The sequence below is a fragment of the Kitasatospora sp. NPDC088264 genome (assembly GCF_040685715.1).
Classification (GTDB): Bacteria; Actinomycetota; Actinomycetes; order Streptomycetales; family Streptomycetaceae; genus Kitasatospora.
Window position 1 is genome coordinate 252,581 of record NZ_JBFBIR010000001.1, and the last position, 13,862, is coordinate 266,442.

The 13,862-nt window shown below is 73.5% G+C and carries 14 protein-coding genes; 9 read left to right on the top strand and 5 right to left on the bottom strand.

All coding sequences use genetic code 11. The features are described from left to right. Window positions 1–260: 260 nt before the first annotated feature. The 9 genes from AB0O82_RS01085 (at window position 261) to AB0O82_RS01125 (ending at window position 8,910) form a co-directional block, all read left to right on the top strand. Entirely contained in the window at window positions 261–338 is a 78-nt protein-coding gene (locus tag AB0O82_RS01085; protein WP_106981192.1) for a putative leader peptide, read from the top strand. A gap of 194 nt (window positions 339–532) precedes the next feature. Next, on the top strand, window positions 533–1,123 hold the full coding sequence (locus AB0O82_RS01090) for a cysteine dioxygenase family protein (protein WP_363579458.1): 591 nt from the start codon (window positions 533–535) through the stop codon (window positions 1,121–1,123). After that, window positions 1,117–1,503, top strand: a complete 387-nt coding sequence (locus tag AB0O82_RS01095) for a rhodanese-like domain-containing protein (RefSeq protein WP_363579460.1) — start codon at window positions 1,117–1,119, stop codon at window positions 1,501–1,503. Before AB0O82_RS01090 ends, AB0O82_RS01095 begins: the two co-directional genes overlap by 7 nt. A gap of 398 nt (window positions 1,504–1,901) precedes the next feature. After that, entirely contained in the window at window positions 1,902–3,068 is a 1,167-nt protein-coding gene (locus AB0O82_RS01100; protein ID WP_363579461.1) for an ATP-binding cassette domain-containing protein, read from the top strand. Continuing rightward, the gene (locus AB0O82_RS01105; protein ID WP_363579463.1) at window positions 3,058–3,726 is read left to right on the top strand and encodes an ABC transporter permease; all 669 of its coding nucleotides are present in this window, start codon (window positions 3,058–3,060) and stop codon (window positions 3,724–3,726) included. The genes AB0O82_RS01100 and AB0O82_RS01105 overlap by 11 nt, the downstream gene beginning before the upstream one ends. Next, entirely contained in the window at window positions 3,723–4,400 is a 678-nt protein-coding gene (locus tag AB0O82_RS01110; RefSeq protein WP_363579465.1) for an ABC transporter permease, read from the top strand. Before AB0O82_RS01105 ends, AB0O82_RS01110 begins: the two co-directional genes overlap by 4 nt. Before the next feature lie 39 nt (window positions 4,401–4,439). After that, complete coding sequence (locus tag AB0O82_RS01115) at window positions 4,440–5,381, top strand: ABC transporter substrate-binding protein (RefSeq protein WP_363579467.1); 942 nt, start codon at window positions 4,440–4,442, stop codon at window positions 5,379–5,381. A 210-nt stretch (window positions 5,382–5,591) separates the two neighbouring features. Next, entirely contained in the window at window positions 5,592–6,230 is a 639-nt protein-coding gene (locus tag AB0O82_RS01120; protein WP_363579469.1) for a hypothetical protein, read from the top strand. A 622-nt stretch (window positions 6,231–6,852) separates the two neighbouring features. Further along, complete coding sequence (locus tag AB0O82_RS01125; protein ID WP_363579471.1) at window positions 6,853–8,910, top strand: glycosyl hydrolase family 18 protein; 2,058 nt, start codon at window positions 6,853–6,855, stop codon at window positions 8,908–8,910. A 132-nt stretch (window positions 8,911–9,042) separates the two neighbouring features. Here AB0O82_RS01125 and AB0O82_RS01130 read toward each other — a convergent pair whose 3' ends face one another. The 5 genes from AB0O82_RS01130 to AB0O82_RS01150 form a co-directional block, all read right to left on the bottom strand. Then, window positions 9,043–10,335, bottom strand: a complete 1,293-nt coding sequence (locus AB0O82_RS01130; protein ID WP_363579473.1) for a multidrug effflux MFS transporter — start codon at window positions 10,333–10,335, stop codon at window positions 9,043–9,045. 318 nt (window positions 10,336–10,653) lie between these two features. Continuing rightward, window positions 10,654–11,136 carry a hypothetical protein gene (locus tag AB0O82_RS01135; RefSeq protein ID WP_363579474.1) on the bottom strand — a complete coding sequence of 161 codons (483 nt, stop codon included), beginning with the start codon at window positions 11,134–11,136 and terminating at the stop codon, window positions 10,654–10,656. A 407-nt stretch (window positions 11,137–11,543) separates the two neighbouring features. After that, complete coding sequence (locus tag AB0O82_RS01140) at window positions 11,544–12,434, bottom strand: alkaline phosphatase family protein (protein ID WP_363579476.1); 891 nt, start codon at window positions 12,432–12,434, stop codon at window positions 11,544–11,546. A 127-nt stretch (window positions 12,435–12,561) separates the two neighbouring features. Continuing rightward, window positions 12,562–13,380: an ATP-grasp domain-containing protein gene (locus AB0O82_RS01145; RefSeq protein ID WP_363579478.1), complete on the bottom strand. Its 819-nt coding sequence runs from the start codon at window positions 13,378–13,380 to the stop codon at window positions 12,562–12,564. Window positions 13,381–13,466: 86 nt separating this feature from the next. Further along, complete coding sequence (locus AB0O82_RS01150) at window positions 13,467–13,847, bottom strand: ADP-ribosylation/crystallin J1 (RefSeq protein WP_363579480.1); 381 nt, start codon at window positions 13,845–13,847, stop codon at window positions 13,467–13,469. Window positions 13,848–13,862 lie beyond the last annotated feature (15 nt).

A 13,862-nucleotide genomic window follows, 5' to 3' on the forward strand; every position in this document is an offset into this window, starting at 1 on the left:
GAGGGTCCTGGATGGGATGAAACGATCATTTACCCCGCGAGTGGGGTCCTTACGCATGCGAGTGCCGTTCGGCGGTTCCGGTCCAGAACGGCTCGACGGCCGGTCGGCCGGTCGGCCGGGGGTGGATTAGCGCGGCGCAGCCGAAGGCGGCCGGCCGAGGGGTAACGGGCAGCCGGCGGCGAGCCGACCGGCGGCGGAGCCGGGCGATCCGGCCCCATCCGGCTTGACTTCGTCCGGTTGGCTCGGGAAGGATCCGGCGCATGGACACCGGCACCACTCTGGTCTGCCGCCTGCACGTCGATCTGCGACGCCAGGCGAGTTCCATCTGTGCCTGTTGACCTTGGCTCTCCGCGCTGCCCCCGCCCTGTGACGTCCGCCAGGGCCCGCGCCGCACACCCGCACCCAGCGTTCTGATTCCCGCCCCGCCCGGCGCATCCGCGCGTGCCGTGCCGCTCCGTCGGCCCGTGCCCTCGCCCGCCGCCGGACCAGGGCGCACCCCGCCGACGTTCCCGCTGCACCCGAGGACGCCCCCATGAGCCTGAACCTCGCCCCCGACGAACCCGCTGCCGCCCAAGCCCCGACCCCGGCACCGGCACCGGCCAGAACAGCCAAGGCCACGGCCACCGCCACCGCCACCGCCACCGCCACCGCCACCGCGGAGACCCGCGCGCCGCTCACCCCGAGCGCCCTGCGCACCGTCGTCCGCGAACTGGCCGAACAGCCCGACCAGTGGATCCACCTCGTCCGGCTCTCCACCGAGGAGCGCTGGTACCGGCGGCTGGTGGCCGACGACGACCACGAGGTGTGGCTGATCAGCTGGCTGCCCGGCCAGTCCACCGGCTTCCACGACCACGGCGGCTCGCGCGGCGCGTTCACCGTCGCCCTCGGCGAGCTGGAGGAGCTGTCCCTCGGCGGGCCGGAGCAGGGCCTGCTGATCCGCCGGGTCCCGGCCGGCACCGCCCGCGCCTTCGGCCCCGAGTACGTGCACGACGTGCGCAACACCGCGTCCGGCCCGGCCGTGACTTTGCACGCCTACTCGCCCCCGCTGGGCTCGATGGCGCACTACGACCTGCGGGCCGGCGGGCTCGTCCGTACCTCGGAGGAAGGACCGGAGCAATGGTGACCACGATCGACGACCTGGTGGAGCGGGCCCGCGAGGGCGTCCACCGTCCGCGCGCCCGAGAGGCGTACCAGTCGCAGCTGGACGGCGCGCTGCTGGTGGACATCCGTCCGGCGGCGCAGCGGGCGGCGGAGGGGGAGATCCCCGGCTCGCTGATCATCGAGCGCAACGTCCTGGAGTGGCGGCTGGACCCGACGGGCAGTCACCGGATCCCCGAGGCGTCGGATTACGACGTCGAGGTGATCGTGGTCTGCTCGGAGGGGTACGCCTCCAGCCTGGCGGCGGCCTCGCTGCGCGAGCTGGGGCTGCACCGGGCGACCGATCTGGACGGCGGCTTCGTCGGCTGGGCGGCCTCCGGGCTGCCGACGCGCCGGGGCGGCTGAGAGTCTGGAGGGCCGGGGCGCTCGGCGGCTGACGGGCTGATCGTCCGGGGCCCGAGCCCTCGACCCGCCGTCAGGGTGTCCGTGTCCCGCCCCTCTGACCTGCCGGAACGTCGGGCGTCCGGTCGGCCCCGGCCGTCCGGAGGCGGGGTCCGGGCCCCGTGCCGGGTGGTAAGTGAGAGACAGGAGATGATGCAGGTCATAGTCTGATCAGAGTTTCCGCCGGTCCGAAGCTGGGCAGCCACGCGGGCGGAAGAACGCCCGGGCGGTCGATCCGACAGACGCCGTCACGGCAGCGGCCGGTACGGCCCACGCCGTCGCCGCTTGTCGACGAACCGCCATCAACCGTACGACCGAAACAGGCGCCGCCTCCCCGGGGCGCCCTGACGAGGAAACTCCCCGTGATCAGATTCGAGGGCGCCGGCAAGCGCCACCCCGACGGCACCATCGCCGTCGAGGGCCTGGACCTGGACGTCCCGACCGGTCGGATAACCGTCCTGGTCGGACCGTCCGGGTGTGGCAAGACCACCCTGCTGCGCATGGTCAACCGGATGGTCGAGCCGACCTCGGGCCGGGTGCTGCTGGACGACACGGACGTCGCCGAACTGGAGCCCGCCAAGCTGCGCCGTGGCATCGGCTACGTGATCCAGCAGGCCGGCCTGTTCCCGCACCGCAAGGTGATCGACAACGTCGCCACCGTGCCCTACCTGCTCGGCTGGGACCGCAAGAAGGCCCGCGCCCGGGCCGCCGAACTGCTCGAACTGGTCGGGCTCGCTCCCGAGACCGGCAAGCGGTACCCGTTCCAGCTGTCCGGCGGCCAGCAGCAGCGGGTGGGCGTGGCCCGCGCCCTCGCGGCCGACCCGCCGGTGCTGCTGATGGACGAGCCGTTCAGCGCCGTCGACCCGGTGGTGCGCGCCGGGCTCCAGGAGGAACTGCTGCGGCTCCAGTCCGAGCTACACAAGACGGTGCTGTTCGTCACCCACGACATCGAGGAGGCCGTCCGGCTCGGCGACCAGGTGGTGGTCCTGCGCGAACACGGCCGGATCGCCCAGCTCGCCGACCCGCACACCCTGCTCACCACCCCCGCGGACGACGGCGTGGCCGCCTTCCTCGGCCGCGACCGGGGCCTGCGCGGCCTCGCCCTGCGCCCCGCGACCACCGTCGCCGTCCGCCCGGTGGCCGACGGGCTGCGCTACGGCGGCTGGGAACTGGCGCTGGACGACGAGCGCCGCCCGATCGGCTGGATCGACCGCGACGCCGCCACCGCCGAGCTGCACCCGGTCTCCGGCTACCGGCCGGACGCCGACACCCTGCGCACCGCGCTGGACGCCGCCGTCCTCTCCCCCGCCGGGGCCGCCGTGGCCCTGGACGCCGACGGCCGGGCCACCGGCACCGCGAGCCGCGAGGCCGTCCTCGCCGCACTGTCCACCCCTGTGGCCGCCGCGGCGGCCGACGCAGCGGGCACGGCGGGCGGTGCGGGAGCCGGTGGCCCTGTGGACGCGGCGGGCGGTGCGGCAGCCGGCGCGGCGGCCGGTGACCTCACGGACGGGGCGGCCGGTGGACGGTGAACCGATCGTCCGCTGGTACTGGATCGGCGACCACCTCGGCTACCTCGGCGACCTACTCGCCGACCACGCCGTGATCTCCCTGCTTCCGGTGCTCATCGGCCTGCTGCTGGCCGTCCCGCTGGGCCTGGCCTGCACCCGCTTCCCCCGGCTGTACCAACCGCTGTCCGCCGTCTTCAACATCGTCTACGCGCTGCCCTCGCTGGCCGTGTTCGTGGTGCTCATCCCCTACACCGGCCTCGCCACCCAGGCCACCGTGATGATCCCGCTCACCTTCTACGCGCTCGCCGTGCTGCTGCCGACCACCGTGGACGGCCTGCGCGCCGTCCCGGACCCGGTCCGGCAGGCCGCCACCGCGATGGGGTACGGGCCGTGGCACCGGCTGACCTCCGTCGAGCTGCCCGCCGCCGTGCCGTACCTGATCGCCGGGCTGCGGGTCGCGGCGGTGTCCAGCATCTCGCTGGCCAGCGTCGGCGCGCTGATCGGGCGCGGCGGGCTCGGCTACCTGTTCATCGACGGCTTCCAGCGCACGTTCCCGACCCCGATCGTGGCCGGCATCGCGCTGATCGCCGCCCTCGCGCTGGCCGTCGACCTGCTGCTGGTGGGCGCCCGCCGGCTGCTCGCGCCCTGGGCCGTCCGGGAGAAGGGAGCCGGTTCGTGAACTGGCTGAACTGGCTGGGCGACTTCTTCTCCGCCCCCGACCACCGCAGCGGCCCGGACTCGATCGTGCACCGGATCACCGAGCACCTGGTGCTCTCCGGCGAGGCCCTGCTGTTCGCAGCGCTGCTCGCCGTGCCGCTCGGGCTGCTGATCGGTTACACCGGGCGCGGCGTCACGCTCGTGACGGCCTTCGCCGGTGCCACCCGCGCCCTGCCGACGCTCGGCCTGGTGACGCTGGCGGTGCTGCTCGGCGGGGTCGGGGACACGGCCGTGCTGATCCCGCTGGTCGCGCTCGCCGCGCCACCGCTGCTGGTGGCCGCCGTCGAGGGGGTGCGCGGCACCGACCCGGACGTCCGGGACGCGGCGCGCGGCATCGGGCTGACCCACCCGCAGGTGCTGTGGCAGGTCTGCCTGCCATCCGGGGCGCCGACCCTGCTCGCGGGCTTTCGCACCGCGACCGTCCAGGTGATCGCGACCGCCACCGTGGCCGCGTACGTCGGGCTGGGCGGCCTCGGCCGCTACGTCATCGACGGACTGGCCACCCGCAAGTACGCCGTCACCGTCGGCGGCGCACTGCTGGTGGTGCTGCTCGCGGTCGGCGCCCAGCTGTTCTTCGCCCTGCTCGCCCGGTACGCGCTCCCGCCCGGGATGCGCGCCCAGCGCCGGGCCCGCTGAACCTCGTTCCCCATCCTCTCCGGAAGGACATCTGTCACCATGTCGACAAACCACGGAAGCAGGCGCGCCGTCGTCCTCGGCACGCTCGCCGCACTCGCCCTCGGCGCCACCGCCTGCGGCTCCTCCGGCGGCGGCGACCCGCTCGGCGGCGGCTCCGCGGCGGGCTCCCCCGCCGCCTCGGGCGCCGGCGCCGGCTCGACGGTGGTCGTCGGCTCGGCGAACTTCCCGGAGAACGTGCTGCTCGGCTCGATCTACTCGCAGGCCCTCAAGGCCAAGGGCGTCAAGGTCGAGGAGAAGTTCAACATCGGCAGCCGCGAGGTGCTCTACGGGCAGCTCCAAGGCGGCAGCCTGAGCGTCCTGCCCGAGTACAACGGCTCGCTGCTCGCCTACCTGGACGCCAAGTCCACCGCCGCCACCACCGAGGAGGTGAACGCGGCGCTGGCCAAGACGCTGCCCGCCGCGCTGGGGATCCTCGACTCCTCCCCCGCCGAGGACAAGGACTCGCTCAGCGTCACCCAGGAGAACGCCGACAAGTACGGCCTCAAGAGCATCGCCGACCTGGCCGCCAAGGCGGGCGAGTTCACGATAGGCGGTCCGCCGGAGTTCAAGTCCCGCCGCGAGCAGCAGCTCAAGGACGTCTACGGGCTGAACTTCAAGGAGTGGAAGCCCACCGGCGACGCCACCGCGAACGCGCTCAAGGACGGCACCATCCAGGTCGGCAACGTGTTCACCACCGACCCGAAGATCGTCCAGCTGAAGCTCGTCCCGCTGACCGACCCGAAGAACCTCTTCGGCGCGCAGAACGTCACCCCGCTGGTCAACAAGGCGAGCGTGAACCCCACCGCGACGGCGGCCCTCAACGCGGTGTCGGCCAAGCTCGACACGGCGGGGCTGACGGCGCTGATGAAGCGCGTCGCGATCGACAAGGACGACCCGTCGGCGGTGGCCAAGGACTGGCTGAAGGCCAACGGCCTCGGCTGACCACGCCTCGGCCGGCCCCTTGGCCGTGCCCGGTCGCGCCCCGGCCGTTCCTTGCTGGCGCCTCGCCCGCGCCCTGGCCGTGCCTTGCTGGCGCCTCGCCCGTGTCTTGCGAACGCGGCGAGTCGGCGGCCCGGGAGGTCCCCCTCCCGGGCCGTCCGCGCTCGCGGGAGGATCTTCCCTTCGACGCCGCGGACATGACAGTGTGACGCCATGCGCACTCGTCTCCTCGCCGCCACCCTCACGGCATTCGCCGCGGTGAGCCTCGCTGCCTGCTCCAGCTCCGGACCGGGCCCCCACCCGGCCACCGCCGCGGCCGGCTCCCCCACCACCCCGGCCGCCGCCTCGGCTCCCGCCCCCGGCACCGCCTCGACGCCGTCGGCGCCCGAGTCGCCCTCGGCCTCCGCGCCCGACCCGGCCGCCTCCCCCTCGGTGCCCGCGGCCCCCTCGGCGCCCGCGCCCGACAGCCCCTCGGCCCCCGCCCCGGACTCCGGTTCCTCCGGAGCCCCCGCCCCGGACTCCGGTTCCTCCGGAGCCCCCGCCCCGGCCAAGCCCACGCCCCCCAGCGACGCCGGCCTGCCCGGAAAGCCGGGCACCGACCTGACCGGCAAGCTGGTCGCCGCGCTGGACGCGATCGACCCTGCAATCGTCGGCGGCAAGCCGGACCAGGCCGTGGACCGGGCCCGCAACCAGTGCCAGGCGCTGTTCCAGTTCCCCAAGGACAAGTCGAAGCTGGTCGAGCTGGCCAACCAGCGCTTCACCTCGCCCGACCACCCGCAGGGCTTCGGACCGGACACCGCCGCGAAGATCAACGACGCGCTGCGGACCACCCTCTGCCCGCCGCCGGCGTGACCCGGAGCGTCCACCCGAACCGCCCGGTGTCCTGAGCACCGGGCCGCCGTGGCCGCGCTCCCGCCGACGGGCGCGCGGCCACGGCACCTTCGCTCTTCGGCGCCTTCGCTCTTCGGCGGATCCATCCTTCGGTGCATCCGCCCTTCGGCAGCGCGGCCACCCCGCCCCACCGGCCACCTCCGCCGCACCGCCCACCTCCACAGCCCCGGCCGCACCGCGCACACCCGGCCGATCGGACGGCCCTTCGGCCACGAGGGCGGTGTGTCGACGAACTGTTAGGTCTCTTGACAGACCAGTGGTCTAGTCCAACCATAAGCATGTCGATCCGACCGGGATGCACTGTGGGGGTGTGACCACCGGCGGCTGAGGCACTGCCCTGCCCTGCCCTGTCCCGCACCACCCCCGCTCCGTACGGCGTGCGCACACGCGTACCCGCCACCCGCCTCCGCGCGAGTCGGTGGGCTTCCGCGCGCCCGCACATCCGGACACCCAGCAGTCCCGCACGTCAGCACACCCACACGTCCGCACGTCCGGGCCCGCGCAGCCGACCCCACACGGCCGTCGCGCCCCGATCATGCGCGTATCCCCAACGTCCTGCCCCACCACGTATGTTGGAGAATCCATGCGTCTACGCAGAACCATCCAGGCGGCCCTGACAGCCTGTGCCACGCTGGCCGCCTCGGCCGGCCTGGTCGCCGCCGGGACGGGCTCCGCCCAGGCCGCGACCCCGCTCCCCAGCCGGGTCTTCGCCCCCTACTTCGAGTCCTGGACCGGGCAGAGCCCCGCCGCCCTGGCCGCCCAGTCCGGGGCCAAGCACCTGACGATGGCGTTCCTCCAGGCCGCCACCAAGGGCTCCTGCACCCCGTACTGGAACGGCGACACCTCCAAGCCGGTCTCCTCCTCGACCTTCGGCGCCGACATCGCCACCATCCGGGCCAACGGCGGGGACGTGATCCCCTCCTTCGGCGGCTACACCGCCGACAACACCGGCACCGAACTGGCCGACAGCTGCACCGACGTCAACCAGATCGCAGCAGCCTTCGAGAACCTCGTCACCACCTACGACGTCAGCCGGATCGACCTCGACATCGAGGACAACTCGCTGACCAACACGGCCGGAATCGACCGTCGCAACAAGGCGATCAAGATCGTGCAGGACTGGGCCGCCACCAACGGGCGGAACGTCCAGTTCTCCTACACGCTGCCGACCACCACCACCGGGCTCGCCTCCAGCGGTCTCGCCGTGCTGAAGAACGCGGTCAGCAACAACGCCCGGATCGACGTCGTCAACATGATGACCTTCGACTACTACGACGGCGCCACCCACGACATGGCTGCCGACACCCAGACCTCCGCGCAGGGCCTCTACAACCAGCTCGCCAAGCTCTACCCGTCCAAGACCCCAGCCCAGCTGTGGGGTTCGATCGGGATCACCGAGATGCCCGGCATCGACGACTACGGCGCGGCCGAGACCTTCACCGTGGCCAACGCCACCACCGTCTACAACTGGGCGGTGTCGAAGGGCATCAACACACTGTCCTTCTGGGCGCTCCAGCGCGACAACGGCGGCTGCCCGGGCAAGGCGGGGGACGACTCCTGCTCCGGCATCAGCCAGAACACCTGGGACTTCACCCACATCTTCGCGCCGTTCACCAGCGGCTCGACGGTGACCAACGACTTCTCCGTGGCCGTCAACCCCAACTCCGCGACGGTCACCGCTGGTTCGTCCACGTCGGCGGCCATCGCCACGGCAGTGACGGCGGGCTCGGCGCAGAGCCTCAACCTGTCGGTCAGCGGCGCCCCGGCCGGCGTCACCGCCACCGTCACCCCCGGCAGCGTCACCGCCGGCACCGGCGCCACCCTCAACGTCACCACCACCTCGGCGGTGGCGCCCGGGAGTTACCAGCTGACGGTCACCGGCAGCGCGGCCTCCGGCAGTCACACCGGCGTCTTCACCCTGAACGTCACGGGCACCCAGCCCGGCAACGACTTCTCGGTCGCGGTGAACCCGAACTCCGGCACCCTGGCCGCTGGTTCGTCCACGTCCGCGGCCATCGCCACGGCAGTGACGGCGGGCTCGGCTCAGAACCTCAACCTGTCGGTCAGCGGCGCCCCGGCCGGCGTCACCGCCACCGTCACCCCCGGCAGCGTCACCGCCGGCACCGGCGCCACCCTCAACATCGCCACCACCTCGGCCACCACGGCGGGCAGCTACCCGCTCACCGTGACCGCCACCGGGCCGTCCGGCACCCACACCGCCACGTACGCGCTGACCATCACCGGGACGACCCCGCCGCCGACCGGTCTGGTCAACGGCGGTCTGGAGACCGGCAGCCTCGCCCCGTGGACCTGCCAGAGCGGCGGCGCCGTGGTCTCCACCCCGGTCCACTCCGGCTCCTACGCGCTCCAGGCGGCGGCGACCGCCGGCCAGACCGGCGAGTGCTCGCAGACCGTCACGCTGAAGGCCAACACCAGCTACACGCTGAGTGGTTGGGTGCAGGGCAACTACGCGTACCTCGGCGTCAGCGGTGACGCCACCGCCAGCTCCTGGACCAACGCCTCCGGCTGGACCAAGCTGACCGTCCCCTTCACCACCGGCGCCTCCGGCACCGTCACCGTGTACCTGCACGGCTGGTACGGCCAGGGCAACGTCTTCGGCGACGACTTCTCGATCGCCTGAGCTGCGCCCGACGGCTGACGGCTGACGGCTGACGGCCGACAGGGAACGAATGACAGATAACAGCTGACAGATTTCATCATCTGTCAGCTGTTATCTGTTTTCTGTTTGTTGTTCGTCGCCGGTCGGCGGCCGTCAGCTCCCGGCCACCACCTCGACCTCCGCCGTTCTCATCCGCCCGGGCCGACACAGCGTCACGTACGCCACCATCGCCAGCACCCCGCTCGCCAGGACGACCACCGCCAGCAGCACCGACGACGGCCGGCCGCCGAGGCTGCTCAGCGGTGCGACCACCGCCCCGCACAGGAAGTTGCCGGTGCCGAGCAGTGCCGACGCCGTCCCGGCCGCCCGCGGCTCGACCAGGCTGAGCGCCTGCGCGGCCGTGTTCGGCAGGACCACACCCATGCTGCCCATCATCACGAACAACGGCGGGCAGAACCCGACCAGCCCGAAGTCCCAGACCGCCGTCAGCAGCACCAGCGCCACCCCGGCGACCACCGCCGTCGCCAGCCCGGCCAGCATCAGCCCCCGCGGGGCGAAGCGGCGCGCGAGCACCCGTCCGTTCAACTGCGTCATGACGACGATGGCCAGCGAGTTCGCCCCGAACAGCAGGCTGTAGGTCTGCGGCGAGACCTGGTACACGTGCTGAAGCACCGTGGACGACCCGCTGATGTAGCCGAACAGCGCACCGAAGGCGAAGGCGCTGGTCAGCGCCAGCCCGAGGAACGGCAGGTTGCGCAGCAACCGCCCCATCGTGCGCAGCGCCGCGCCCACCCCGCCGGTGCCCCGGTTCTGCGTCGGCAGGGTCTCGCGCAGCGCCCCGAAGGCGGCCAGGGTCAGGAGCAGCCCGAGCGCGGTCAGCGCGCCGAAGGTGCCGCGCCACGAGGTGAACCGCATCAGTTGCGCGCCGAGGATCGGGGCGAGGATCGGCGCCAGCCCGGATATCAGCGCGATGGAGGCCAGGAACCGCAGCATCGCGACGCCCTGGAAGCGGTCCCGGGCGACGGCCCGGCCGATGACCAGCCCGGCGGATCCGGCCGCGCCCTGGATGAAGCGGGCGATGATCAGCACCGTCAGGCTCGGCGCGATCACGCACACGACGCTGGCCAGGGTGTAGAGGACGAGCCCCGCGAGCAGCGGCGGGCGGCGGCCGTAGCGGTCGCTGAGCGGTCCGAAGAGCAACTGCCCGGCCGCGACCCCGAACATGGAGAAGGTGAGGGTGAGCTGGACGGCGGCCGGTTCGGCGACCAGGTCGTCGGCGATCTCGGGCAGCCCGGGCAGGTAGAGGTCGGTGGTGAGCGGGCCGAGCGCCACGAGACCGCCCAGGACGGCGATGGTGGCCCGGCCGGGGCGGGACTGGCCGGTGGTGGGGGCGGCGGAGGGAGCGGTCGACGTGTCGCCGGCAGGGCCGACGGTCGGGCCGGGCATGGGGCTCCTCACGGAACGGGGAACGGGACGGGACGGGGGCGGGACGGGTTTGTCCACGCTCCGTCCTATCGCAGCCCCGGCCGTTTCCGACAGCGGGGGTCCTCCCGCTGGTCCACCGTCGGCCACACCGGCGGCACCCGCGCACGACGACGGCCCGCCCGCACCTGTCGGTGCCCGGCGGGCCGGTCGGAGCCCGACGGCGTTCTCGGAGCCTCACGGCTTGCTCGGTGCGGGCACCCGGCGCGGTACACGGAACCCGGCGCAGCGCTTGGTGCCCGGCTCAGTGCAGGGTGCCCGGCTCAGCGCACGGAACCCGGCTCAGTGCTTGGTGGGCCGCTCCGCGCGCAGGGCCGCCTGCACCGCCGCGCCGTCCTGCCACGCGTAGAGCTGGTTGCCGGTGAGCGTCACGTTGTAGTGCCCGCAGGTGCCACTGGCCTTGGCCGCGACGCCCTCGGGGAACCAGCCGGCCTTGAGCGACAGCGGCACCGAGTGCGCGGACTTGCCGGGCAGGCCGGTGCTGCAGCCGACGGGCAGCCGGCCTTCCGGGAGGGTGGCGCGCAGCAGGCGGTCGTCGCCGGTGGTGGACATCAGGTACTTCACCGAAGAGGCGTTGTCGGGCAGCCAGGTCGGCATCGAACGGCGCTCGGCCTTGGCCTGGCTGCCGGTGTCGTAGGTGGCCTGCTCCTGGTGGCGTCCGTCGTACCACTCGGACACCCTCGGGCCGATTGCCACGGCCGCCACGGCGACGGCCATGCCGGTGCCCGCGACTCCCAGTGCGACCTTGCTCACGATGCCCTTCATGCCCGCCTGTCCTCTCCGTCTCCGGTTCCGGTCCGGTCGGCGAGGTCTGCCGTCCGGGTGTATCCATCGTGGCCCTTGCCGTCCCTCCGGAGCGTCACCACGAGGTCGCGATCTTGTCTCCATCCCACGGGGTACCGTCTCCACCTTCAGAGGTATGTCCAGCGACCCGGTCTCGGGGTTACACGGTGGGGCGCCCAGGCTGGCACACCGTCTTCGAGTGCCGCCCGGGCCTCGATCGAGCGTCACTCAAGCCGGCCTCCGGCGCAGCCCGGCCTGCTGCACCCGGATGCATCAGCGCGCCCCTGAGGCGTCGTCGGTCCCGGGGTCGGCGACGGTGCCGGCCCCGGTCGGATAGCTGGTCGGATCGCTGGTCAGAGCACCGACCGGACCGCCGATCAGAGCACCGGTCAGATCGGCGCCGACACCGTCTCCGGCACCGGACGGGCGACCGGGAAGGGCCGGCCGTCGAGGGTCCAGTGCGGGTCGATGGGGCGCAGCAGCGAGGCGTACACCTGGGCGGCGACGTCCGGGTGGCGGATCTCCCCGGTGGGCGGACCGGCCGGGATGCCGTGCCCGGCGCAGGCGACCCAGGCCGTGCGCTCCTCGACGGTGCGGCCGCCGTGGCCGCCGGCGTCGACGTGGCCGTGGTCGGTGACGACGATGACGGTCCACTGCTCGTCGGCGCGGTCGGCGCGGCCGCGGACGGCGTCGAGCAGTCGGCCGAGCCGTTCGTCGGCGGTGCGCATGGCCGCCCGGTACTCGTCGCCGCAGCCGAGGAAGTGGGCGGTCTCGTCGACGGCGCCGAGGTAGACGAAGGAGGCCTCCGGGTCGGCGGTGCCCAGGACGTGGACGGCCTCGCGGGTGACCTCCTCGTCGACGGCCTCCCAGGCTTCGGGGGTGTCCTCGGCCGGGGCGATGTACGAGAGCCGGCCGGGGGCGCGGAACAGCGGGCCGCCGGACTCGTTGATCATCAGCGGGTCCCAGCCGGCCGCGACGAAGGTGCGGCGGCGGTCGCCGCGGGCGAGCCGGGTGGCGAAGTCGGGGAACACGTCGAGCCGGTTGCCGCCGAGGTGGTTGCCCCAGACACCGTGCTTGGCGGGCTCGACGCCGGTGACGATGGTGGCCCAGCACGGCCCGGACATGGTGGGCGTGGTGTCCGCCACGGTCACCGGCACCAGGAACCCGGCCTCGGCGAGCTCCTGGAGGCGCGGCATCGGCACGTGCTCCAGGTAGTCGTGGCGGACGCCGTCGATCCCGACGACGAGCACCCGGGGGCGGGGCCACTGGGCAGCGGACATGGCGGGGGTTCCTTTCGGTCGTGCACACCCGGCCGCGCCCGCCGAGGGCGCCGCCGACCGCGCCATGCTCCACCGCCCGCCGTACCGTCCGGCATCCGCCCGCCGAACGCGGGGTGTCCGCCGGGTGTCAGGCGGCCGTACGGACGAATCGGCGGTCGGCCCGGGCGAGTTGGGAGACCGGTCCGGCGGCGCGCAGCACGACGTCCAGGACGCGGTCCGGGTCGGCGGCGTAGCAGTGCGCGAACCACGGCAGGTTCGCCTCGACGACGGCCCAGTGCTCGACCGGGTCGTAGGGGTCCGCGATCGGGCCGACGTCCAGGGCGACGGCGCTGGGCAGGGTGTCGCCGACTGCCGCGAGCAGGCGCCGGGCGAAGGCGCCGGCCTCGGCGGTCAGCGGCGCCGGGTCGAGCCGGCCGAAGCGGGCGTAGCGGCTACCGGTGAGCACCTCGCCGTCGCGGACGAACAGCCGGTACTCGGCGGCGAAGGTCACCGGCTCGCTGACCAGGACGGGCATGTCGGGGCCGATCCGGTCGCCGGTGCGCGGCAGGCGGGTGCCGTCCGGGTAGACCGCGGGCGGGAGCGACTTGTCGGCGGGTGGCTTGACGAACGCCGGGCGGCGCAGCGTCCACGCCTCGGCGAGGGTGGTGAGCTCGATCCGGCGCCGGGTGAACTCCTCGGGCAGGCGGGTGAGCCAGTCGTCGTCGGGTTCGAGCAGGGCGAGGCCGAGCGGTCCGGCGATCCGGGCCGCGGAGAGCGGGCCGCCGTACCAGTGGACGGGCCGCCCCGCGAGGCGCTCGACCGTGGCCGGGCCGTCCAGGACGGCGGTGTCGAGGCCGCGCCGGGCGGCGGCCTGGGTGAGCAGCGCGGTGGTGCTGGTCCGCTGGGCGGAGCTGAGCAGCACGTGGTCCGAGCGCACCTCGCGCGCCGTCGCTGCCGAGTGGGGCACGCTTGCGGGCGCCCCGCCCTGGCACGCCTCAGCCGGGCGCGGCGCGGCGGGGCGCACCTCACCCGGGCGCGGCGCGGCGGGGCGCGTCACGGCTGGGGGCGGAACTCGTGGACGACCTCGATGCGGCCGACGATGTTCCGGTTGAACTCCGGCAACTCCTCGGCCGGGACCCAGAGTTCGAGGATCGTACGGCCGCCCGCCCGCTGCACCGGATAGCGGGCGAGGAAGGCGGTGTCGACCTCGAAGCGGGTGACGTAGCCGACGCCGGAGGCGGGGACGTTCCAGTCGCGGGCGATGCGGATCGCGTAGTCCTCGTTGAGGACGGGGTAGAAGATCGGCTGCTCGGGCAGCCGGGGCGGCCAGGCGCGCCGGCCGGACGCCTCGACCAGGGCCAGTTCCTCGGGGCCGGTGGGGCGCCAGAGGGTGGTGGTCGGGGCGGTGCCGGGCGTGGTGGGCTTGCTGTTCACGGTGGGCACGGTAGC